Genomic DNA, 20,400 nt, shown 5'->3' on the forward strand with positions numbered 1-20,400 from the left:
ACAGCGGGAGAAGTTTTGATTAACAGCGATAGTGGAACCGGAAATATAGGTTTTCCGGCAACTGAAATTGAACTTGCACACTATGTTATTGCAATGAAGAAATCCATTCCAAATTTAGGTGATCAGGAAAGTGTATTTTTGGTTTCAAAGTTGAAAGAATACAGAAAGAGAAAATTGGAAGGGCAATTGGAGAAGTAGCTGGAGTTATCGAAGGAAGTTACAAACATATTTACAATAATAGAATTCACTACCTATCCCTCGACTTTCTCATAAAATTCAAGATCAAGACATGGGATAAGTTTGCCATTTATTTCCAAACAGGGATGAGAAATGACATCCTTTTAGGTCATTCCCTTGAATATGATCTGGAAGAATTTTCAGGTAATGATTTCCAACGTCCGATGGAATAAGAGGGCAACCTGAAGCATACCAATTATCCGGAGAATTCAGGATATGTAATGTTTAATAAACACACAATTGGGTTTACCAACAGTATTGGGGTTGAATTTGTAAAAGGCTTAAGTCTGGGTTTTGAAGTGAATCCTGATTTAGGCTATTTGGTTAGAAACGATAAGTTGAAAGTGCGAAATTTGTTATTTTCGATCAACATAGCATACAGGATTAAAAACGATAAAATATCTCGTTGAAAATCAATCATTATCATAAATCTTTCCAATTTTTTAAGACCATATTCTCAAAAGGAATCCTTTTTCTAAAAACTCATCATGGAGGTTATTTTCCGAAATGAGAAATTAATATTATTGACAATTTAGTTGCTTTATGTCCATTTTGACACAAAAAAATTCATAACTTAAATATAGAATCCGATAAAAAGCACAAGATAAACTTAGCAAGAATATAAATAAGATCTCTTTCGATTCTTTTCATCTCCTTGGACTCTCTTTAAGACTGGATTTAATTCCGGACAATATGGATTTGAAGCAATAATTAATAAGAAAATGTTCAGGCTCTCTTTCGTAATAAATTAGTCCCTCTCTTACTACTTTTCCTGGAACCGGATTCGAATCGATGATTTTCATGTTGGCGATAAATGACATGATTTTCTCTTTAATGGCAGTAGATTCATCGGTCCTTTTATTAATAAGTTCAATTTTCAACCCATGATAAAGCATGGTCATTTTGCCGGTTGCATTTGAGTTGTTTGCCATAAAGCTGAAATTCATTTTATCTAATTTACCTACCTTTACATGAATAAAAGCATTATGTTCAAGCACCGAATTCAATTCATTCGTTTCCATTTCCGAAAAGGTCCCATTCACTGAGAAGGTGTTCTGCTCATCGAATATTTTCGCTTTTAATACAATATCCATCTTGCTTTTTCCCATGAATAATGCTTCGGCCCTCAGTTCCAAAAATGCGCTTTCTGTTTTGTAAACAGCATCGTTTGTAATATTGTAGATTTTCGCATGGATCTCATTAAAGCTTGAACTTCCGGGTTTATTTGCCTTTTCAGGATGTTGAGTATAAGATACATTTCCGGTTAAAAGGCCAATTGAATCAATTTGTATTAGACCGGGATAGTTGTATATCATGTCCTGAAATGCAGGTTTGTTCATTCGCTTAAATTCTTTTCGTTTATCACGAAAAATATTCATATCCAATTTCCCGATTTCGATATAGGAACTTACCAGATTTTTATCATTTAAATAAGCAATGGCTGAAAAATTGTGAACAAAAATATGGTTGAAGCTAGCTTCAATACGCTCTTTTTGAAACGCATACCGTGATGTGAAATCATAATCGGTATAATTCGGTTGAAGCGTGAATTTATTTACCGATAAAGTGTTAGAAGAGGATGAATAAATAATGCCATTAACAGTGTATGTATGCATGCTATCTGCTGAAACCTTCTTTAGTTCTTCCGCTTTGAAATCAAACTGTTTAATTATGCCGGGATTTATCGTATCCTTTTTCTTAACTTCGACATTCCACAACTTTAAAACGCCTTCTTTTACAGAATAAGCCTCGAATGTTGAAGCATTTTTCAAAAAACAATCAATTTTATTAAATGTAATGCTTCCAATCCTCAAATTGAATGACGAAACCAATTGTAGTTCAGCTTCTTCAGGAAATCGAACTACACCTATAATCCGACTATCGGAAATAGTTATTTCCCTGATGTTGAGATTGTTGCTAAAGATGGCTTTTATAAGGTCTATTCCGCTAAATTTCATGAACGCTATCTCTACTTTTAATTCCCTGAGATTTTCATGCATCCTTTTTGAATAGATTGTAATATTCTTAAGTTCTATCCCCGGTCTGATCAATACAAGATGAACCTTGTCAACTACAACGATATAATTTTTATTCTTCTCATTGAATGCTGTTTGTATTTTTTTTCTAACCCAAGGTTCAACAAAAACAGTTGTCAATAAAATAACTAATAGCAAAAATATAACTGTCCCAAGTAGAATTTTAAAAAATGAATTCATGTTCATGATAGGACACTTAAATTTCCAATTATTTAAAGTCGGAAAATGTTTGGAAATTTTCATGCGCTAAAGCTACTAACTATGGTTTTCAATTCCTTTACAAAACACTGTAAATAAGTTACATCATTCACACATTATCCATGATCCTTTAATTTGTAAAGTTATATTGTGATTTTCTTAAATTAGTTCGAAATAATCCCGGAATTTATCTGTTATATATTCTATTAAAAGCGAAATACATTGATACCATGCTCTTAACCAAACTGCCAAATATTGGAAACCGCTTGCCGATAAGCTTAATAATGAGTTGGAATGTATAATTCAAGGAGCTATTTAGTACGATTTTTAAGATTACTGAAATCAGGCATTTAAACTGTTTTATCATCCGCTATATTAAAAAAGATAAATTAACATTTATTTTAAATAAGTTGTTAAATTTGAAATATATGCTGAGTAAATCAGTATTGAATTGAAACCAAAATACAGTGAAAATATACGTATTCAGATCATTCAGTTTTATAATAGTCCTTTTAATAATGGTAGCTTTCTCAACTTTAAGTTGTACCAAATCGGAAAGCACTAAAAACACTGCGCCAACATGCACCATAATCAGTCCAGCCAATGGAACTGAAATCTTACAAGGTCAAAAGATGATGATATTGGTTGATGCAAATGATATTGATGATGGCATCAATCAGGTAAAGTTCGAAATTAATGGAATCGGGGTACATTCGGATGGTGAATATCCCTATGAATATAATTGGAACACAGAAGATAAAAGCATAGGTAGCCATACTATTATAGCAACGGCAAAAGATAACGCAGGAAGTAAAACTTCAAGTGAAATCACAATCTTTATAGGCGAAGATAATTCTGAACTAATTACCGGAAAAGTAACTGATTTTGACGGAAATTCTTATAAAACAATTAAAATAGGATTCCAATGGTGGATGGCTGAGAATCTTAAAACCACTCATTTTGCTGATGGTACAGCAATTAATTTGACTGAAAGTAATTTTAGCTGGGACAGCTTAGGCGACACCGATAAATCCTATTGCTTTTATGCCAATTCATCGATCAATGAAACTCTTTATGGAGCTTTATATACATGGGCCGCCGCCATGAATGGTGCGGAAAGCAATGACTTTGATCGTAGTCCTATTCAGGGTGCTTGTCCTGACGGATGGCATTTGCCAACCAATGACGAGTGGAAGGAACTTGAAATGTATTTAGGTATGACCTCCGCAGAAACAAGGGCATTTCTTTGGCGAGGAACTAATGAAGGTGATAAACTGAAAGCACAAACAGGATGGTATCAAAATGGGAATGGCAATAATGAAACCGGATTTACAGCCTTACCGGCAGGCATCAGGATGAATACCGGTGAGTTTAGAGATTTAACAATATTAACACATTTCTGGAGCTCTACTGAAATTTTCGTGAATGAGAATCACTATGTCTGGAACCGAAGTCTAAGCTATGACCAATCTAAAATTGGGCAGTTTTTTGGCTACCATTTCTACGGTTTACCTAAAGACTATGGATTATCTATAAGGTGTGTAAAAAACTAGCCTTTTTAAATCAATAGGATTTACGAATGCTGTTTCTTTTAAATTTAAATTCGACCATTTTCAAAATAAATGGATTTTGGGTTTATTAAAATCTGTAATTAATGGTAAATTCGCTATGTGAAATAATCTTGAAATTGATCTGTTTGAAAATTCTTTTAAAAAGCAAAATATATGGATGCCCTGCCCTTAACCAAACTGCCTAATATAGGAAAAACACTTGCCGAAAAGCTGATTAGCGTGGGAATCACCAATGAGTTTGAATTAAAAAGTACCGGCAGTGAAAATGCAATAATCAAAATTCACACCTTTGATAAAAACGACACCTGCATTAATATGCTTTATGCAATTGAAGGGGCAATCCAGGGGATCAGATGGCACAATCTTGAGAATTACAGAAAACAGGAATTGAAACTGTTTTATCATCAACTGACCAAATAAACAGAAGACCTATTTTAAGTTTGATTAGGTATCCAAACAAATCGATCACGCGAGGATAACAACAATATTTTTTTAAATGAATACTGAAGAAGGATTAAAAAGAGAAATCGGGTTTTGGGGATTGACGGCCAATATCATCAATGTTGTAATTGGATCCGGAATTTTTGTGTTGCCTGCATTGGTAAGCGAAGGATTAGGCTCAGCAGGCATACTGGCCTATCTTTTTTGTGGATTCCTCATCACTTTAATCATGCTTGGGTTTGCCGAACTTGGAAGTAAAATCAATGTTACAGGTGGTGCCTATGCTTACATTGAAATTGCATTTGGAAAATATTTCGGTTTTTTGGCCACTAACTTATTGATTTTCGGCACCTCTTTGATGGCAACAGCAGCTGTGGCCAATGCCCTTGCCGGTACACTAGCCTATTTATTTCCCATTTTTAACGATCAGTTGGTGAGAATCGCTTTCTTCATAGCCATTTTTTCCGGCTTGGCAATTACGAATGTTATTGGCGTTAAGAAAGGGATCACTCTTGTGAAATTCACCACCATTGCTAAACTTGCACCTCTTTTGCTATTAGTGATTTGGGGCTCGACCCGAATCGTGTTTGATAATTTAACATGGCACGAAATCCCAGCGTTTAGTGATATTGGAAAAATATCGCTCATTTTATTCTTTGCCTTTCAGGGTGCTGAAAGCAGTTTAAGCGTAGGAGGAGAAGTTAAAAATCCAAGGAAAACAGTACCTAAAGCCATCCTGTTGAGCTTTATGATAATCCTTTTGCTCTACATTGCTGTGCAGTTGGTTTCTCAAGGAATACTTGGTGATTCGTTCCCGAATTATAAAGATGCGCCTTTAGCAGAAGTTGCCAAAAGGATCATGGGACCTTTGGGTTTGACCATTATGATTTCAGGTGCCGCAATCTCCATGTTCGGATATTTAAGCAGTGATACGTTGAACATGCCCAGAGTACTGTTCCGTTCTGCAAAAGATAAAGTAATCCCGATTAAAGCTTTATCTCTTGTCCATTCGAAATATGCCACCCCTTACATTGCAGTAATTGTCTATACTTACCTGGGATGTTTTTTTGCGATAACAGGTGAATTCAAGCAATTGGCAATTCTTTCTTCATCGTCCGTTTTACTTGTTTATTTGGGAGTTGCATTCGCAGTTATGAAGTTAAGATCCAAGACATTTGAAGCATCAAATTCATTTAAAATACCGGGTGGTATAACTATTCCCATTCTTTCAATACTTACCATTTTATGGCTCCTCTCAAACCTGACTAGTCAGGAAATGAAAGGCATCATCATTGCTTTGGGAATCTTAAGTTTTCTTTTTTTAGTGATTAAATATTTTAAACTTGACAAGCAAAATTATTGAACAAATAATAGCGTTTCTATAGGCAACCATCTAATCATTTTGACTTAATGCAAAGTACAATTCTCCATTCGGCTAATTTTAAAACCATTAATTGGCCGGGAGGAACAACAACTCAACTTTTTATTTACCCACCGACCGCTGAATATCTGCAACGAAATTTTATTTTCAGGTTGAGTACTGCAAACGTAAACACAGAAACATCTGATTTTACTTCACTACCCGGAGTTTCAAGGCAACTCATGGTTTTAGAAGGAGAAACTTTATTGATCCATGAAAATCATCATAGCAAAAAGCTGGGCAAATTTGATATGGATGAATTTAAAGGAGACTGGAAAACCTCTTCCATTGGCAGGTGCACTGATTTCAATCTCATGACCAAAGAAAAAGCAAGTGGGGAATTATCCGCCATTACCATTGAAAAATATCATTTAACTGAATATCAAATTGACAAGAAACTTAGCTGGCTCTTCATTTACGCTTTTTCAGGAAAAATCAGAATTGGGTTAAATGATGGGACCCATGACTTAAATCAAGGAAGTTTATTGGTAATAAAACATCCTGATGGTACAAAAATCGCGATTGAAGGAATCGAAAAAAGTGAATTGATTTTTGCTGAAATTTTAACGAAGAAATAATTGGTTTTGAACCAACCCAGCTGACTAAGCAGCTTTAATGCTCCTTTTCTTCAATATTTCAATCCTTAGCATCAGAACAAGAAAAATTCCGGTACATAAAATTGCACGATAGGCATACAGGTCGGCCAACATTCCTTTATTTACAATCAATGAGATAAAAGGAGTGATAAATAATGCGATCCAAATTGAAAAAGCTTCTGTATTCTTTTGCTGATTAATCATCCTTTTTACCACAGGGAAATAGGAAATTACCATTATACTTTGTATCGAAAAATTGGTAACCAAATGATTATTGGATATGGCCCAATAAAGAATAATTAATAAAACTGCAACTAAACATCCCAAATCAAATCGGTTGAAGCGCGTAGTCGGGTCCCCCCAAATAAGGATTGCAATTGAAACCCCAACGACCAAAATAAGATCCGCAAAATTTAACATGTTGTCGCTGATATTATAATCTCCATCAGCAAAATAAGTAAACATACTTATCCCAACAGCCAAACTAAAAAATACCCACATGGCAAGCGATGGACTAATTCTTTTATGATAAAGCAGGTAGATATACCGGGATAAAATAAAAACGTTGAACCCCGAAATGATGATATTTATAATTAATTTTTCAGTAGGCATATTTTGTTTCCACAATCATCAATAAGAACGCAAATGTATGGAAAATAAGCACTACAAATGGAAGGATATTAGGGATCTTTCTCACTTTTTAATTAATACTAACGAAACTTTAATCTCTAAACTTAAAAAGCATAAAAAAACCCGCCTTGATCGGGCGGGTTTCATTTTTTATATGCTTTTCTTTGCCAGATAAAAATCAACTTTTTCAAGACTGGTATCTGCAATCCTTGCATTCATTTCGTCAAGGGTTTTTGGTGGCGGGACGATTACCTTATCCCCTTTTACCCAATTTAACGGAAGAGCGACTTTATATTTATCGGCTACCTGTAATGCTTCGAGTACCCTTAAAATTTCGTTCATATTTCTGCCCACATTCAACGGATAGTACATGATCAACCTTATTTTTTTGTTTGGATCGATAAAGAATACTGCACGAACGGCAGCGGTCTCACTTTCATTAGGTTGAAGCATCCCATAAAGTTTTGACACTTTCATATCAATATCTGCGATGATTGGGAAATCAAAATAAACGCCTGTTTTTTCTTTTACATTGTTAACCCATGCCAAATGTGAGTGAATACTATCGATACTTAAACCCAATAGCTCAGCATTAAATGCATCGAATTCAGATTTACGTTCAGCAAACCCGCTCATTTCTGTTGTACATACCGGTGTAAAATCGGCCGGGTGTGAAAACATTACAACCCATTTATCTTTCGCAAAATTTGAGAATTGGATTGATCCTTTGGTTGTTACTGCCTTAAAATCAGGAGCTATATCCCCAATTCTTGGCATCATTGTGTTGATTACTTCTTGTTCCATAATTGACTTTTTTAATGTTTATTGTTAATTTTTTAATACTAATTGATTATCTTTTTTATTGATCTGATTACAAATGAATCTTAACTGATGTAAGCATTATACATCCAAACCAGTTTTTCCTGCTCACGGATATAATCGCTCATCAATGCATTCGTTCCTTCATCTTCTGCCTCTCCGGCCAATGAAAGAATCTCTCTTTGTTTTTTGATGAGAATTTCAAATGCATCCAGGATAATGCGAATCCCATCCTTGCCATTACTTACGCCTTTGATCTCTTTTATTTCGGAAATATTTAAATAATTTGTATAAGTATGCAGGGGTTCTTCTCCTAAGGTCAGGATCCGTTCAGCAATCTCGTCAACTTTAATTAACAGGTTATTGTACAGTTCTTCAAATTTCAGGTGCAATTCAAAAAAGTTATTACCCTTTACATTCCAATGAAAACCCCGTACATTCATATAATATACCTGATAATTTGCCAGTAATTCATTTAATTTTGCTGAAAGTAAATCAGCCTTTGTTTTATTAATTCCTATTTTATTCATGATTTTATATTTTTTGTGGTTTTTTATGTTAATTGATAGTTCAAAAATACAACAAACCTATATATATGTCAAATCAATATTTATTATCTTTGTATAGATATAATCTATAATCATGACCATTCAACAACTCGAATATGTGGTAGCACTCGATCACTACCGCCATTTTGTAACCGCAGCTTCAAGATGTTACGTCACTCAACCAACATTAACAATGCAGGTCAAAAAACTGGAAGATGAAATTGGATTTCTACTATTCGACAGGACTAAACTTCCTTTAAAACCAACAAAAGCAGGGATAAACTTTATTGAGAAGGCAAAATCAATCATCAGAGAAGTGAGACAGCTGAAAGAAATGGTCTCAAATGACAAAGAAGCAATTGAGGGTGAATTTACGCTTGCAATTATTCCCACCATCGCACCTTATCTTTTACCAGGATTTTTAAAACTCTTTACAAAGAAGTATCCGAAATCGGTTTTATCGATCAAAGAGCTACAAACTCATGAAATTGTAAAGCAAATTAATAATGATCAACTCGACCTTGGAATACTGGCTACTCCCCTATTGGAATCATCCATAAGGGAAATCCCTGTTTATTATGAGCCATTTGTTTTGTATCTATACGAGGGTCATAAACTGATGCAGAAAGAATTTATCGAAGGTAAAGACATTCGAACTGAAGAGCTGTTATTATTGAGTGAGGGGCATTGTTTCAGGGAGCAGGCTCTTGAAGTATGCAATTACTCGGGATATAAGGATCATGAAGGGTTCCGTTACGAAAGCGGCTCAATTGAAACCATTAAACAAATGGTTAATAAAGGCATTGGAATTACACTGATTCCTGAATTAGCAATACTTAACTATAATGATCAAAAATTTAGTCGTCGATTTGCCAAACTCGAACCAAGCCGTGAAATAAGTATCATTACACATAAAAGCTTTGCAAAGGAATCCTTAATTGATATTATTCATCAAACTATCAAGGAAGTTGTGCCGGAACATATGGAAAAAAAAGAAAGAGGAATACGTGTAAAATGGAGGTAAATAATTGGCTTCTTACTTACTTTCATTTATTATGAGGCAATTTATTTTGGTATTCCCGGCTTGGATATATACGAACCATTATTTTCACAGGAATTAAGACATGTTAAACGGAAGTTCCCTAAAATGGATAGATTGCTTATTAATACCGGTGAATGCATCAATACTTTCATTTCAGGTTCTGATTCCAATCTGATTAAGATTGAACTAGAATATGTGACCAAACTGGATGAGAAGTCTGAAGTAAAATAAATTATAATAGATGTAACTATTAGTTGTCTTCAAACGTCTTAGGGTGTTATTATTCAATATTATCAAAGCAAATAAAATAAAAGATGACATTGATAAAAAAAATAATACCATTAATATTCATAGCATTGGTATCATTCAGTTGCCAAGAATCTAAAAAGGAAAAAAAAGAACTTATTGCCCAACTTGACAGCATTATGACGTCAGCATACAAACCTGATGAGCCGGGGGCTTCAGTTCTCGTATTTAAAGAAGGGGAGATATTGCTCAAAAAAGGCTATGGTTTAGCCAATTTAGAAATGAAAGTGCCCATTAATCCAAAGAGTGTTTTCAACATCGGATCGATTACAAAACAGTTCACGGCACAAGCTATTCTGTTGCTCGGGGAACAAGGAAAATTGTCTCTAACAGATCCCATCCAGAAATATTTGCCGGATTATCCTCATGCAGATAAAAAGATCACCATTGAAAACCTGCTCACACATACATCCGGGATCATAGATGTTTTTGAGGTATCGCAATGGTTTTCCATGTGGGAAAAAGAATTGACACCCCAACAATTTGTTGATGTTTTTAAGGACATCCCTTTGTTATCGGAACCGGGTACTCAGTACCATTACAGCAATGTAAATTATGGCATACTTGGTTTGATCATTGAAAATATTTCGGGGGAAAGCCACAAAGACTTTCTAATTGAGAATTTCTTTAAACCCATAGGAATGAACAATACATATATCTTAAAAAATAATGATAAAATTGAAAATACTGCTATGGGGTATTTTAAAGCAAATGAGTCTATCGAAAATGCCCCCACCATCAACTACTCTCATCTGCTTGCCGCCGGAAGCATTTGGTCGTGCACCGATGATATGGTTAAATGGTATGAGTGGTTATCGGAAAAGTACAAATCCAACGATCCAAAGATTAAAAAAGCATTGACACGTTACATTTTAGCTGATGGATCAGAAACGAATAACGGGTACGGGATGATGCTTTATCTTCTCCAAGGTTGCCCTGTTGCTGGAAACAATGGTAGCATGCTGGGATATACAAATTACACCCTTTGGCTCTATGAAGATGATATTGTTGTTGTGCTATTGAGCAATTATAGATACGAAGGTACTGATCCTGATTTAACTGCGGCATACGATGTAACTGCACGAGCTAAAAAGTTAGCCGAAACCGTAATGGGAAAAACCAGTGTCACTGCTAATTTCATTACACTCCCCGAAAACGAATTGGATAAATATACAGGGGTTTACAAAATTGAAGAAAATGCATTCAGGATCATCACCCGAAAAGGCAACCAATTGTATTCAAAAAGAAGTGGTTCCTCAAAAAAAGCCATGAACCCAATAACGCAAACTTTGTTCCAAACCACCGATGGATCTAATATAGAATTTGTTTTTAATGAAAAAGGTGAAGCCGTTGAAGCAAATTGGCGTCAACCAGATGGTACCTTATCCATAGCCCAACGAACAGATATCCCTCTTCCCGAAGAGAAAAAACCGGTTGTCATCACTGACGACGAATATAAAGCGGTATGCGGACTTTACAAAATGATGGTCGTTTTCAATGTAAATGTTTACATGAACGATCGCAATAGCATTATTGTAGAGTCCAAGCAACGCGGAAAGTCGGTTTTCTATCCGGAATCACCTACTAAGTTTTTTTTAAAAGACGATGATGACATTGTAATCGATTTCTTAAAGAATAAGCAAGGAGTTGTTAATGAATTTAAGATGACAACCGGTGGCAGGACATTTTCGGCAAAGAAAGCGGATTGATTTTTGCAAGCTATAGTAAATTCCAGTTAATAATAATATAGAAATCATACGATGAAAATTACATTTTTTTTAAAAACAGCAATTTTAGGATTATTTCTAATAATCTCATCTGACATGTTGGGTCAAATAACAATAATTAGCCCAAATACGAATAGTATTTTATATTTAGGAGAAGGGAAAAATCAACCATTGATAGTTGCTTTGGGCGGATCGGAGGGAGGAAATGCATGGGCAGAATCAAAGCGGTTGATTGGAATCAAGGATCAATTTCTTGAAAAAGGCTATGCTTTTCTAGCGGTCGCATTTTTTGGTGCAAGTGGATTACCGGACACCTTAAGTCGAATTTCCATTGAAGATATTCATAACGCAATAACAGAAGCAACTAAAAACCCCCAAGTAAATAAAAAGAAAATAGCAATTCTTGGAGGTTCAACAGGTGGCGAATTGGCATTAGTCATGGGAAGCTATTTTAAAGATATCAAATGTGTTGTTGGGCTTATCCCAAGCCATGTTGTATTTCCAGGGCATACCATGCAATTTAATACATCGAGTTGGTCATTTAAAGGAAAAGAGTTACCATTTGTACCTGTTAATAAGGAAGCATTAGAATACATCAGTAAAGGAGATGATTACTATAGATTGGCTTTTGAAGCTGTCCTTAAAGATTCTCTAGCAGAGGAGAAAGCATTAATAAAAGTGGAAAAAATAAACGGCCCAATTTTGCTTCTTTCTGCAACCAAGGATGAAGTTTGGCCATCGACACCAATGTGCGAAAAAATAATGAATCGGCTTCAATCAAAGAAGTTTAAGTATTACTATAAGCATATCCCAACTGATGGAGGACATGGTGAGCCCTTAAAGCATTTTGATCAGATATTTTCATTTTTCGAACAACATTTTCCAAGTAAATAAACACTGACACCTGATTTATAATGAACCTTGTTGAAAGTGCGAAGCAGTTTTCAGCAAGGTTCATTTATAGCGTTTGTACAATCTTTCAATTTTAGGAAACCTGTTTCCCTTTGGTACAATTAACCTGTTGGCGGGCTAAATACATATTTTAATTCATCCCGATAGTTAATCGCTTTTTTTACGTAATATCAGTAATCATATTTCTTTTTCCATGCTTTTATGCCAAGCACGTTTTTTATTTTCATTATACTAAATTTTCTTATAAAACTTACCATGTTACTTCGGCAGTTTTTACATTTTTATTATTGGTTTTTTCGTACCCGATAGTGGATGATTTTCCATGTCCGGAATGTATGATTGTTTCATCAGGTAATATATTATATAACATTCTGATGGATTTAACTATTTCATCTTTTGAACACAGGAAATAATCAAGATAACCGGTTGAATGGTACAAAAGCAAATCACCGGGAAAAATCATGTTTGCAATTGAAAATGTTAAACTTCCGTTTGAGTGACCGGGGGTTTTGATAACTTTAAGGGTGGTGTTGCCAATTTTATATTCCTGGTCATCATCGAGATAAATATCCGGTTTTTTGACCCTTTTATAATCAAAGTCCATTAGTTTTGCTATGACAGCGTCTTTCTTCCATCCATCTACAGATGTAGAATCAAAAATTTCTTTCCATCTCAGATAATGTTTAAAATCTTTAAATTCCTCTTTACTAAAACAGACTTTTGCTTTTGGATATCTCTTTTTTAAAGCATTTAAGCCAACAATATGATCCTGATGGGCATGAGTCAAAAAGATGTATTTTAGATTCAGGGATTCAGTTTTCATTCTATAAATCAGTGAATCAATGTTGCTTCCTACATCAATCACAGCGGCTTCCTTTGAGTAATTATCAAATATTAGGTAAGAATTAACATTAAAGGACCCACTTGTCTGTTTATTAATAATCAAATTTTGTTGGGCCGACAAGGAAATACCTAAAAGTAAGACGAGCGAGAGGGTAAAAAAATAATGTTTCATGCGTAAATAAATTTTAGTAAATGATATCATAAATAGTCTAATATTTTTTTAAAAAATACCCGGAATTACCCTGTATTTAATTTTTTTCAGATATTCTTTATAACCTTCAAGATTTGCTGAGAGAAATTTTTCTTCGCTAAAAATTCTGACAATTATTAGGATAAATAAAAAAATCGCACCGGTTAGAGCCCAATATGACCCAAGCGCAATAGGAGTAAACCCATACATGAGTAGAATTCCAGAATACATTGGATGTCTGACAATTGCATAAGGCCCGCTTGAAATAACCTTTTGGTGAGAATTAACCTCAACCACTCTTGATGTATAACTATTTTCTTTGAAAACCCTTATAACTATTAAATACCCAACTAAGACCATTATATCAGCTATAATTATAATATAAGTTGGAATATCCGACCATCCATAATACTTATCAAATCCCGGGATAATGAAAGTAGGGAGAAACAGAAACCAGCCAAATTTGATAATCAATTTCTGCTCTTTTAACTTCTCTCTGGTTTTCATTCTTCGCTCCAAAAGATCGGGATCATGTTTCGAAAAATAGGAAATAACACCGATTACACAGGTGAAAATAATTCCCATATAAACCCATGCTTCCCAAAATTTCAAAGTTCTTGCCGGTAAAAAGAACATGCAACCCATCACAAGTGCAGTCATCAATGTGCGGATCACTATTTGTTTTCTGACTTTTTCTTTCATATATGACTTAATTTACTTTAAACGAAAATTATCTATTTTCTATCCTTAATCTTATAAAACTAAAAATAATTTATTTGCTATATCTTCTTCTGAAAAATATTTACTCTAACATTTGAACGAAATCTGCATGTTTCGATCGTTTCTTTCTTCTGAAGAACGATATTTTTTGCCTGTTGAATTATTCTTTCTCTCTGATTTTCATCCGGTACATAAACATTGATAAGCTTTATATAATCCTGAAATGATCTTTCAGTATAAAAGAATGATTCAATTATTTGTTCAAACATATTTTCCTTAGAAGACCTAAGGTATTCATAAGCTATTCTCTGAATATCTGCTTCATCTTCAACCAAACGCGTAAGGTCATAATATGAATTCACTTCTGCAACTGGTTCAATAAAAACAGCATGCCCATCGGGCTTTAGTATTTGATGACAACTTTTAAGCGCTTTCAACATCATATTTTGTGGGATATGATGAAAGCTGGCCAAATAAATTATCAAATCGGCCGAATTCTTCTTAAAAACCAACTCTTGTGCAATTCCAACTTTATACTTTTCTGTTCCGACCCTTTTAAACTGTTCAGCTTTATCAATCAGTTCAGATAAATCTATGCCGGTTACCGCAGCCCCTTGAGATGCCATCCATCTAACTAAATCACCTGTACCGCAACCCACATCAATTACTTTCAAGCCAGGAAAATGAAAATATTCCAATAGTACCTCATTGAACGATTGCACTTTTTTAAATAATTGTTCATTTTCCATTTTAAATTCTATAATAATTTTTGATTAAGAGTACTTTTTCGTTTTCAGTTCTTCGATGATTTTTACATCCGGTGATTTTATATCACTGACTCAGTTTTTACCCCACATCGGTTCAATGAATTTTAAATTTTCATTTAATATTTGACTAAATGCAGAAAACTGAATGACCAGAATAACTCCCAATACTAATAATTTGATTTGATTTTTCATTGAATAAATTTAATACACTGACTTTAAGCAACATATTTTAGCTGTAAGCTAATTTCATTTTAGTATGATTTTTTTCTCCATTGGCTTCATAAAAACAAAAAATTCGGGAATGTCTTTAACGAAAGAATAATAATATTCTCTTCTATTAGGCTCGATATGCATTAGAATAATGTTTTTGGAGTGGATGTATTCATTCATGATTTGCTGGCCTTCGCGGCCTAAATAAACCCTATCTAGAAATGCAATATCCATTTTTTCATTTCCAATTCCATAAATTTTATATTGATCTTTATTTGTAGAAGGAGATCCATCACCTGTATGAAATATTTTGAAATCGTTAATTTCTATGTAATAAGCAAAATTCTCAATATTGCTATGTAAATCATAGGACTTCCCTGTTACAGAATCGGTCTCGAAATACGATCCATGGTTAAATCGCAAAATTTTGATATTCATATTATTAACTGATAATGTTGTATCAAATACGCCGTCCGATTTAAAGGAATGAATTCTACTTGACACTTGTGAATAACCTGTATTGCGTTTCAATAAATCATTTACCTGATCCGGACAGATCAAAACCGATTCATGATTATTCGCTAAAAAAGCCATTACCATTTCTTCCTTAAAATGGTCGCTATGCCTATGTGTAACCAAAACAACATCGATATTAGCAAATGGAGCCAGCCCTTTTAACATAAGGTTTGAAACTGAATCATCAGGCTGATCACACCAGTTGCCCTTGATGCCACCGAATAAGGCATCTATCAGAACTTTACCTGTTTTTGTTTCAAGAAGAAATCCTTCATTTGCGATGTAAGTTACAGAACATTGTGTTTTGGGTTCCTGTGACCACAGACATGTGGCTCCGAAGACAAGCATAATAAAAATGGGGATCGATTTTGTTTTCATTTTTTATAAATTGTTATTGCGATTGTTAATCACATTATCATTTAACCAATTAATAAATATATTATCAATGCGGATCATTCTTTTCGTTTCAACATCTATCGGAGCATGTCCGCATTTTGGAATTACAGCAATGGAATAATCTTTGTTCCCGCTTAATGACATATAATAGATTATGTTTTTTACGCTGGCTTCAGTGGGTACTACCCGATCAACTTCACCAAATACTGCCAACCATTTCTTATTGAAATATTTAAGCTCCGATAGGTAGTCATATTGCAAGGAATTCCAGGTTGGTAAAACCGCTCTAAATTCAGGAATACTATCCATTTCCTGCTTAGTATAGGGTAGAATTCTTTTATCGAATTTTTTTCGCCATTCAGCGATTTCCATATTGACCATTTCATGCTTTTTGGAATCATTGCTTGCCCATGCCATAAAAGACCTTTCCCAAAGTGGTTTCACCTTGGCATATATAGAATCATTTATGGATCCATTGTCCAAATAGTTATTTAATTGAGCATTTAGCCAATCATCGATTGCGCTTACGACGGTACCGGCCAGGCTTATTACAAATTTTATTTCAGGAAACCTGCAAGCAGCAATCACAGCAATCCTTCCACCCTCGCTGCCACCCATAATTCCTACCATTTCCGGATTAATTTTTTTATGTTTCGAAAGCCATTTAGCACAATTCCCCGCATCACGAATGTAATCCTCGTAAGTGGTTTTTACAAAATCACCTTCCGATTCACCGGTTCCCCTTTTGTCGTGCACAAATGCTGCAATTCCGCAGTGAGCAAATATTGGAGCAAGCCAGTCGGAAAGCACCCTAATTGGTCTTGATCCATCACCACCACCATTTGTTAATACCACGAGAGGGAATCTGCCATCTCCCAATGGCAAGTAAAGCCATCCATTAATCATCAGACCATCGCTGGGTATCTTCATTTTTTCGACAGTAAAGGTGCTGTCATCTTTTTCTCCCGGTTTTTGATCAATCCTGCTTAACGGACCCGATTGGTTTGGTCGGTAACCTTCAAGGCCTTGCGGTTTTTTTAGCAATTCTTCAAGTATTGATTCCGAAATTATTCGTGAATCTAAATTCTTTTCATTAACAACTTGCTGGCAATTCAATCCGGAGCTTAAAAAGAAGATTTGAATTAAATAGGTCAGATATTTAACTCCATTCTTAATTATTTTACTTTTCATCTGTATATGATTTGTTTTTATTTGCCAGATGCCAGCCTGTCCGGCCGGCAGGGAACTCGCCATTGATCATCATTCGCGTATATGAAATTATCTCTCATGGCTCGTTTCATTTTATCATTTTTATAATCCCAAAGCATAACCCAGTTTCATAAAAAAAGTTTGATTCGCTTTTTGAAGATCAATATTATCATTTCCGATTGATTTGTTCGAATAACCCATATAAATCATTGTTCTTGGGTTGTACTTATATGAAAACATAAACTGAATATATATACTTTTTGATAATTTTTCAACCGGGATGTAGTATTGCTCCGCATTTCTACTCACTGAACGATATTGTATATTGGCAAGGAAATTCATTTTTGTATTCATATTATATATCATGCCACCTTGTGAAATATTTGCTGTATATACTTTATTTTCATTGTTTGAAAGATATTCAAAATTATGTATGAGCTGAATTTTTAAATGCCGACCCAAACCCAACTCGACCCTTGGTCAGAACCTGAAACAATTTGCCAATCGCGAGTTGTATAAATTAATACTATATACTGTATCTGCATTTTAGTCTTGAATTCATGAAATAACACTTAAATAAATAACTTTACTGATTACTTTTATATTAGAATTTGCGGTTTATTATAGTTCGAAATTATTAATTAAATTAATTTAATCGAATGAATAATAGCAAACTACCATGTATTATACATGAGCTACCATAAACTACCAATGAACAACATACCGTAATGATAATAAGGAACATACGTTTAAGAGCTATCATAAACGTACAGAATTAATTGCTGTAAATTCTCTGAATCAAAATACTAATTACTTAAGCCTTGATGGTAAAGATTTTACTATAAATTTACTTTGCGCTTTCGAGTATATCTTCAATGTGTTTATCAAGTGTGTTGACTAATGTTGTTCCTACAATTGTTTCTGCATTAAAAAACACTGGCAGTCTCATACATCCAAGTATAACTCCATCAACCGGGTATCTTGAAATCATATTTAAAATACTATCCTTTGATACCTGATCTATTTCTTGACCATTTATTAATCTATTAAAAATAATATCATTTACTATCTCCTGATCTTCTGTGCTGGGGATTATCAACTCTATTGATCCTTTACTAAATTGTTCCTGATAAAAGGAAGATTGCATCGTGAATTTAATACCCAGCAATAGTCCTTTTTTGATATTAAGTCTTTTTGCCTCATTAAATGCCGAATCAATAGCGCTAATTATTGGCAAATTAAATCTATCTCTCAACTCATTGATCACCCTATGCGGAGAATTAGCAGCCAAAGCAATAATCTCTGCACCTGAATTAATTAAACCATCGATCCCTTCACTTAAATAGTTAAGATATTTATCAATCTCCTGATGATCCTCATATTGCTTAAATTTACCATGTGATAAGCTATATATCACAATTTCAGGATAGTCGAGGTTATTATACTGTTTTTTATACAAATCCATTAACCTCGCATAATACTCTATCGTAGTATAATGACCGATTCCTCCTAATATTCCAATTTTTTTCATAATTTTTCTTTTCAAAATTGGTTAATTAAACTATTTAAATTGATACTTCTTACATCCCTTCATGCTGGTTTGAGCGGCAGTTAGGAGTATTGAATTTATCTGTTTATATAAACAAAATTAGTAATTTCAAAAACCCTTATTTTTTGCCTTTTGATACGCATGGATAAATGCCTTAACCGACCGGGAAATATCATCAGAAGTAGTTGCCCAGGAACAAACACTAATGCGAACTACTTTCTTGCCATTCCAAACTGCTCCACCACACCAGCATTCGCGTGATTCTTGTATAAACTCAATTGTTTTTGTGGTTAATTCATCGTTATCACATGCTACTAAAACCTGATTAAAAACCACATCATTTAATACCTGAAAGCCAGAATTTTTCAATTCTTCAGCGAATTGAACAGCTCTTTCATGCAGTCCTGTTACTAAATCATCCATCCCTTGTTTACCCAAGAATTTTATTGTAGCCCAAAGTTCCACAATCCTTGCTCGTCTTGACATTTCCGGGGTATATAGCATCCCATCTCTCTTGTCGCTATATACAATATATGAACCTGTTGCTTGCAAAGCTGATATTAAAGCTTCTTTATCATTGCAGAGAATTATACCACAATCATAAGGAGTATTCAAAGTTTTATGACCATCGACTGACCATGAGTTTGCCTTTTCGATATCCTTTGTTAAATAATTAAGTTTTTCAGAACATGAAGCCCATAGACCAAAAGCGCCATCAATATGAATCCAAGCGTTAGCTTTTCTAGCTTTATCGCATATGACATTGAATGGATCAAAAGCACCGGAGTTAACATTTCCGGCCTGTAATATTAATATTGATGTATTATCCAGTTCAGGTATTTTCTCAGGTATAATTCTTCCCTGTTCATCAACCTCAATCCATTCAATATTATCCTTACCAAACCCTAATATTGCAATAGCTTTTAAAACTGTTCCATGAATTTGTCTGCTGGCAATGACCCTTATTTTTGGTGCATTAAATAATCCCTTAGAATTAACGTCCCACCCAATATTTTGATATATCCTATACCTTGCTGCTGCCAAACCACATAGAATTGCCATTGAGGTTCCGCTTACAAAACCAGCAACAGTATCGGCTGGTAAATTAAAGATTTGTTTTAACCATCTCTCAACTACAGATTCAAGTTTTGAAACTATTGGGGATGTAACATAGAGTGGAGTATTTTGATCCCAAAAATCCGAAAGCCATTTTACTGCTAATGCAGTTGGTACTATTCCACCATTTACTAAACCAAAATATCTCCCCCCAATTTGAGAAACTGTTGCTGGTGATCCATAAGTGTGAAGTTTTTTAATAATAATTGACGATTGACCTGTTTCATTCGGCAGATCCTCATCAAAATGCTCTAAGTTCTTGATTGCCTCTTCACTTGGAAATACATTTCTATTTAATGCCTTGTCTGCATAATCAAAAGCATATTCTCTTGCTTGATCAAAAATGCTCTTTTCAAGCATTTCCTTGAACATTTGATCTTGTAAAATAACCCTATTCATAT

General features: G+C 34.3%; 21 protein-coding genes. 9 read left to right on the plus strand and 12 right to left on the minus strand.

Translation table 11 applies throughout. The features are described from left to right. Window positions 1-15: 15 nt before the first annotated feature. Together KKG99_17080 and KKG99_17085 are read left to right on the plus strand one after the other, a co-directional pair. A complete protein-coding gene (locus tag KKG99_17080) occupies window positions 16-198 on the plus strand; it encodes a hypothetical protein (GenBank protein ID MBU1014711.1) in 183 nt (60 codons plus the stop codon). A gap of 260 nt (window positions 199-458) precedes the next feature. Beyond that, window positions 459-647 (plus strand): hypothetical protein, encoded by a 189-nt coding sequence (locus tag KKG99_17085; protein MBU1014712.1) that lies wholly within the window; start codon window positions 459-461, stop codon window positions 645-647. 237 nt (window positions 648-884) lie between these two features. Here KKG99_17085 and KKG99_17090 read toward each other — a convergent pair whose 3' ends face one another. Next, window positions 885-2,459, minus strand: a complete 1,575-nt coding sequence (locus KKG99_17090; GenBank protein ID MBU1014713.1) for a hypothetical protein — start codon at window positions 2,457-2,459, stop codon at window positions 885-887. A 479-nt stretch (window positions 2,460-2,938) separates the two neighbouring features. On the opposite strand from KKG99_17090, the gene KKG99_17095 reads away from it, so the two are divergent. The 4 genes from KKG99_17095 (at window position 2,939) to KKG99_17110 (ending at window position 6,481) form a co-directional block, all read left to right on the plus strand. Further along, complete coding sequence (locus KKG99_17095; protein ID MBU1014714.1) at window positions 2,939-4,024, plus strand: hypothetical protein; 1,086 nt, start codon at window positions 2,939-2,941, stop codon at window positions 4,022-4,024. 171 nt (window positions 4,025-4,195) lie between these two features. Beyond that, a complete protein-coding gene (locus tag KKG99_17100; GenBank protein ID MBU1014715.1) occupies window positions 4,196-4,462 on the plus strand; it encodes a TfoX/Sxy family protein in 267 nt (88 codons plus the stop codon). Between the two features lie 76 nt (window positions 4,463-4,538). Next, window positions 4,539-5,846: an APC family permease gene (locus KKG99_17105; GenBank protein ID MBU1014716.1), complete on the plus strand. Its 1,308-nt coding sequence runs from the start codon at window positions 4,539-4,541 to the stop codon at window positions 5,844-5,846. Between the two features lie 47 nt (window positions 5,847-5,893). Then, on the plus strand, window positions 5,894-6,481 hold the full coding sequence (locus KKG99_17110; GenBank protein MBU1014717.1) for a HutD family protein: 588 nt from the start codon (window positions 5,894-5,896) through the stop codon (window positions 6,479-6,481). 24 nt (window positions 6,482-6,505) lie between these two features. Here KKG99_17110 and KKG99_17115 read toward each other — a convergent pair whose 3' ends face one another. The 3 genes from KKG99_17115 to KKG99_17125 all read right to left on the minus strand — a co-directional run bounded on the left by KKG99_17115 (window position 6,506) and on the right by KKG99_17125 (window position 8,478). Then, window positions 6,506-7,111: a hypothetical protein gene (locus KKG99_17115; protein ID MBU1014718.1), complete on the minus strand. Its 606-nt coding sequence runs from the start codon at window positions 7,109-7,111 to the stop codon at window positions 6,506-6,508. 168 nt (window positions 7,112-7,279) lie between these two features. Continuing rightward, window positions 7,280-7,933, minus strand: coding sequence for a peroxiredoxin (locus KKG99_17120; protein ID MBU1014719.1), 654 nt, complete (start codon window positions 7,931-7,933; stop codon window positions 7,280-7,282). Between the two features lie 80 nt (window positions 7,934-8,013). Beyond that, a complete protein-coding gene (locus KKG99_17125; protein ID MBU1014720.1) occupies window positions 8,014-8,478 on the minus strand; it encodes a DNA starvation/stationary phase protection protein in 465 nt (154 codons plus the stop codon). Window positions 8,479-8,590: 112 nt separating this feature from the next. Between KKG99_17125 and KKG99_17130 the strand changes: the two genes are divergently transcribed. The 3 genes from KKG99_17130 to KKG99_17140 all read left to right on the plus strand — a co-directional run bounded on the left by KKG99_17130 (window position 8,591) and on the right by KKG99_17140 (window position 12,465). Next, a complete protein-coding gene (locus KKG99_17130; protein ID MBU1014721.1) occupies window positions 8,591-9,520 on the plus strand; it encodes a LysR family transcriptional regulator in 930 nt (309 codons plus the stop codon). A 332-nt stretch (window positions 9,521-9,852) separates the two neighbouring features. After that, on the plus strand, window positions 9,853-11,553 hold the full coding sequence (locus tag KKG99_17135; GenBank protein ID MBU1014722.1) for a beta-lactamase family protein: 1,701 nt from the start codon (window positions 9,853-9,855) through the stop codon (window positions 11,551-11,553). Window positions 11,554-11,604: 51 nt separating this feature from the next. After that, the gene (locus KKG99_17140) at window positions 11,605-12,465 is read left to right on the plus strand and encodes a prolyl oligopeptidase family serine peptidase (GenBank protein MBU1014723.1); all 861 of its coding nucleotides are present in this window, start codon (window positions 11,605-11,607) and stop codon (window positions 12,463-12,465) included. A 268-nt stretch (window positions 12,466-12,733) separates the two neighbouring features. On the opposite strand, the gene KKG99_17145 is transcribed toward KKG99_17140, so the two are convergent. The 8 genes from KKG99_17145 to KKG99_17180 all read right to left on the minus strand — a co-directional run bounded on the left by KKG99_17145 (window position 12,734) and on the right by KKG99_17180 (window position 20,398). After that, window positions 12,734-13,498, minus strand: a complete 765-nt coding sequence (locus KKG99_17145; protein MBU1014724.1) for an MBL fold metallo-hydrolase — start codon at window positions 13,496-13,498, stop codon at window positions 12,734-12,736. A 48-nt stretch (window positions 13,499-13,546) separates the two neighbouring features. Continuing rightward, window positions 13,547-14,176: an isoprenylcysteine carboxylmethyltransferase family protein gene (locus tag KKG99_17150; GenBank protein ID MBU1014725.1), complete on the minus strand. Its 630-nt coding sequence runs from the start codon at window positions 14,174-14,176 to the stop codon at window positions 13,547-13,549. 119 nt (window positions 14,177-14,295) lie between these two features. Then, window positions 14,296-14,985, minus strand: a complete 690-nt coding sequence (locus KKG99_17155) for a class I SAM-dependent methyltransferase (protein MBU1014726.1) — start codon at window positions 14,983-14,985, stop codon at window positions 14,296-14,298. Between the two features lie 264 nt (window positions 14,986-15,249). Next, the gene (locus tag KKG99_17160; GenBank protein MBU1014727.1) at window positions 15,250-16,107 is read right to left on the minus strand and encodes an MBL fold metallo-hydrolase; all 858 of its coding nucleotides are present in this window, start codon (window positions 16,105-16,107) and stop codon (window positions 15,250-15,252) included. Between the two features lie 3 nt (window positions 16,108-16,110). After that, window positions 16,111-17,316, minus strand: a complete 1,206-nt coding sequence (locus tag KKG99_17165) for a prolyl oligopeptidase family serine peptidase (protein MBU1014728.1) — start codon at window positions 17,314-17,316, stop codon at window positions 16,111-16,113. A 120-nt stretch (window positions 17,317-17,436) separates the two neighbouring features. Then, window positions 17,437-17,688 (minus strand): hypothetical protein, encoded by a 252-nt coding sequence (locus tag KKG99_17170; protein ID MBU1014729.1) that lies wholly within the window; start codon window positions 17,686-17,688, stop codon window positions 17,437-17,439. Between the two features lie 493 nt (window positions 17,689-18,181). After that, window positions 18,182-18,865 carry an amino acid racemase gene (locus KKG99_17175; GenBank protein MBU1014730.1) on the minus strand — a complete coding sequence of 228 codons (684 nt, stop codon included), beginning with the start codon at window positions 18,863-18,865 and terminating at the stop codon, window positions 18,182-18,184. Window positions 18,866-18,991: 126 nt separating this feature from the next. Beyond that, window positions 18,992-20,398: an aminotransferase class V-fold PLP-dependent enzyme gene (locus tag KKG99_17180; protein MBU1014731.1), complete on the minus strand. Its 1,407-nt coding sequence runs from the start codon at window positions 20,396-20,398 to the stop codon at window positions 18,992-18,994. Between the last annotated feature and the right edge of the window lie 2 nt (window positions 20,399-20,400).

The organism is Bacteroidota bacterium (genome assembly GCA_018816945.1).
Classification (GTDB): domain Bacteria; phylum Bacteroidota; class Bacteroidia; order Bacteroidales.

Excerpts from the sequence above, each read along its gene's own strand:
- KKG99_17085 (MBU1014712.1), top strand. The coding sequence starts at position 459 with ATGTTTAATAAACACACAATTGGGTTTACCAACAGTATTGGGGTTGAA.
- KKG99_17090 (MBU1014713.1), bottom strand. The coding sequence starts at position 2,459 with ATGAACATGAATTCATTTTTTAAAATTCTACTTGGGACAGTTATATTT.
- KKG99_17100 (MBU1014715.1), top strand. The coding sequence starts at position 4,196 with ATGGATGCCCTGCCCTTAACCAAACTGCCTAATATAGGAAAAACACTT.
- KKG99_17105 (MBU1014716.1), top strand. The coding sequence starts at position 4,539 with ATGAATACTGAAGAAGGATTAAAAAGAGAAATCGGGTTTTGGGGATTG.
- KKG99_17110 (MBU1014717.1), top strand. The coding sequence starts at position 5,894 with ATGCAAAGTACAATTCTCCATTCGGCTAATTTTAAAACCATTAATTGG.
- KKG99_17115 (MBU1014718.1), bottom strand. The coding sequence starts at position 7,111 with ATGCCTACTGAAAAATTAATTATAAATATCATCATTTCGGGGTTCAAC.
- KKG99_17120 (MBU1014719.1), bottom strand. The coding sequence starts at position 7,933 with ATGGAACAAGAAGTAATCAACACAATGATGCCAAGAATTGGGGATATA.
- KKG99_17125 (MBU1014720.1), bottom strand. The coding sequence starts at position 8,478 with ATGAATAAAATAGGAATTAATAAAACAAAGGCTGATTTACTTTCAGCA.
- KKG99_17130 (MBU1014721.1), top strand. The coding sequence starts at position 8,591 with ATGACCATTCAACAACTCGAATATGTGGTAGCACTCGATCACTACCGC.
- KKG99_17135 (MBU1014722.1), top strand. The coding sequence starts at position 9,853 with ATGACATTGATAAAAAAAATAATACCATTAATATTCATAGCATTGGTA.
- KKG99_17140 (MBU1014723.1), top strand. The coding sequence starts at position 11,605 with ATGAAAATTACATTTTTTTTAAAAACAGCAATTTTAGGATTATTTCTA.
- KKG99_17145 (MBU1014724.1), bottom strand. The coding sequence starts at position 13,498 with ATGAAACATTATTTTTTTACCCTCTCGCTCGTCTTACTTTTAGGTATT.
- KKG99_17150 (MBU1014725.1), bottom strand. The coding sequence starts at position 14,176 with ATGACTGCACTTGTGATGGGTTGCATGTTCTTTTTACCGGCAAGAACT.
- KKG99_17155 (MBU1014726.1), bottom strand. The coding sequence starts at position 14,985 with ATGGAAAATGAACAATTATTTAAAAAAGTGCAATCGTTCAATGAGGTA.
- KKG99_17160 (MBU1014727.1), bottom strand. The coding sequence starts at position 16,107 with ATGAAAACAAAATCGATCCCCATTTTTATTATGCTTGTCTTCGGAGCC.
- KKG99_17165 (MBU1014728.1), bottom strand. The coding sequence starts at position 17,316 with ATGAAAAGTAAAATAATTAAGAATGGAGTTAAATATCTGACCTATTTA.
- KKG99_17170 (MBU1014729.1), bottom strand. The coding sequence starts at position 17,688 with ATGAATACAAAAATGAATTTCCTTGCCAATATACAATATCGTTCAGTG.
- KKG99_17175 (MBU1014730.1), bottom strand. The coding sequence starts at position 18,865 with ATGAAAAAAATTGGAATATTAGGAGGAATCGGTCATTATACTACGATA.
- KKG99_17180 (MBU1014731.1), bottom strand. The coding sequence starts at position 20,398 with ATGAATAGGGTTATTTTACAAGATCAAATGTTCAAGGAAATGCTTGAA.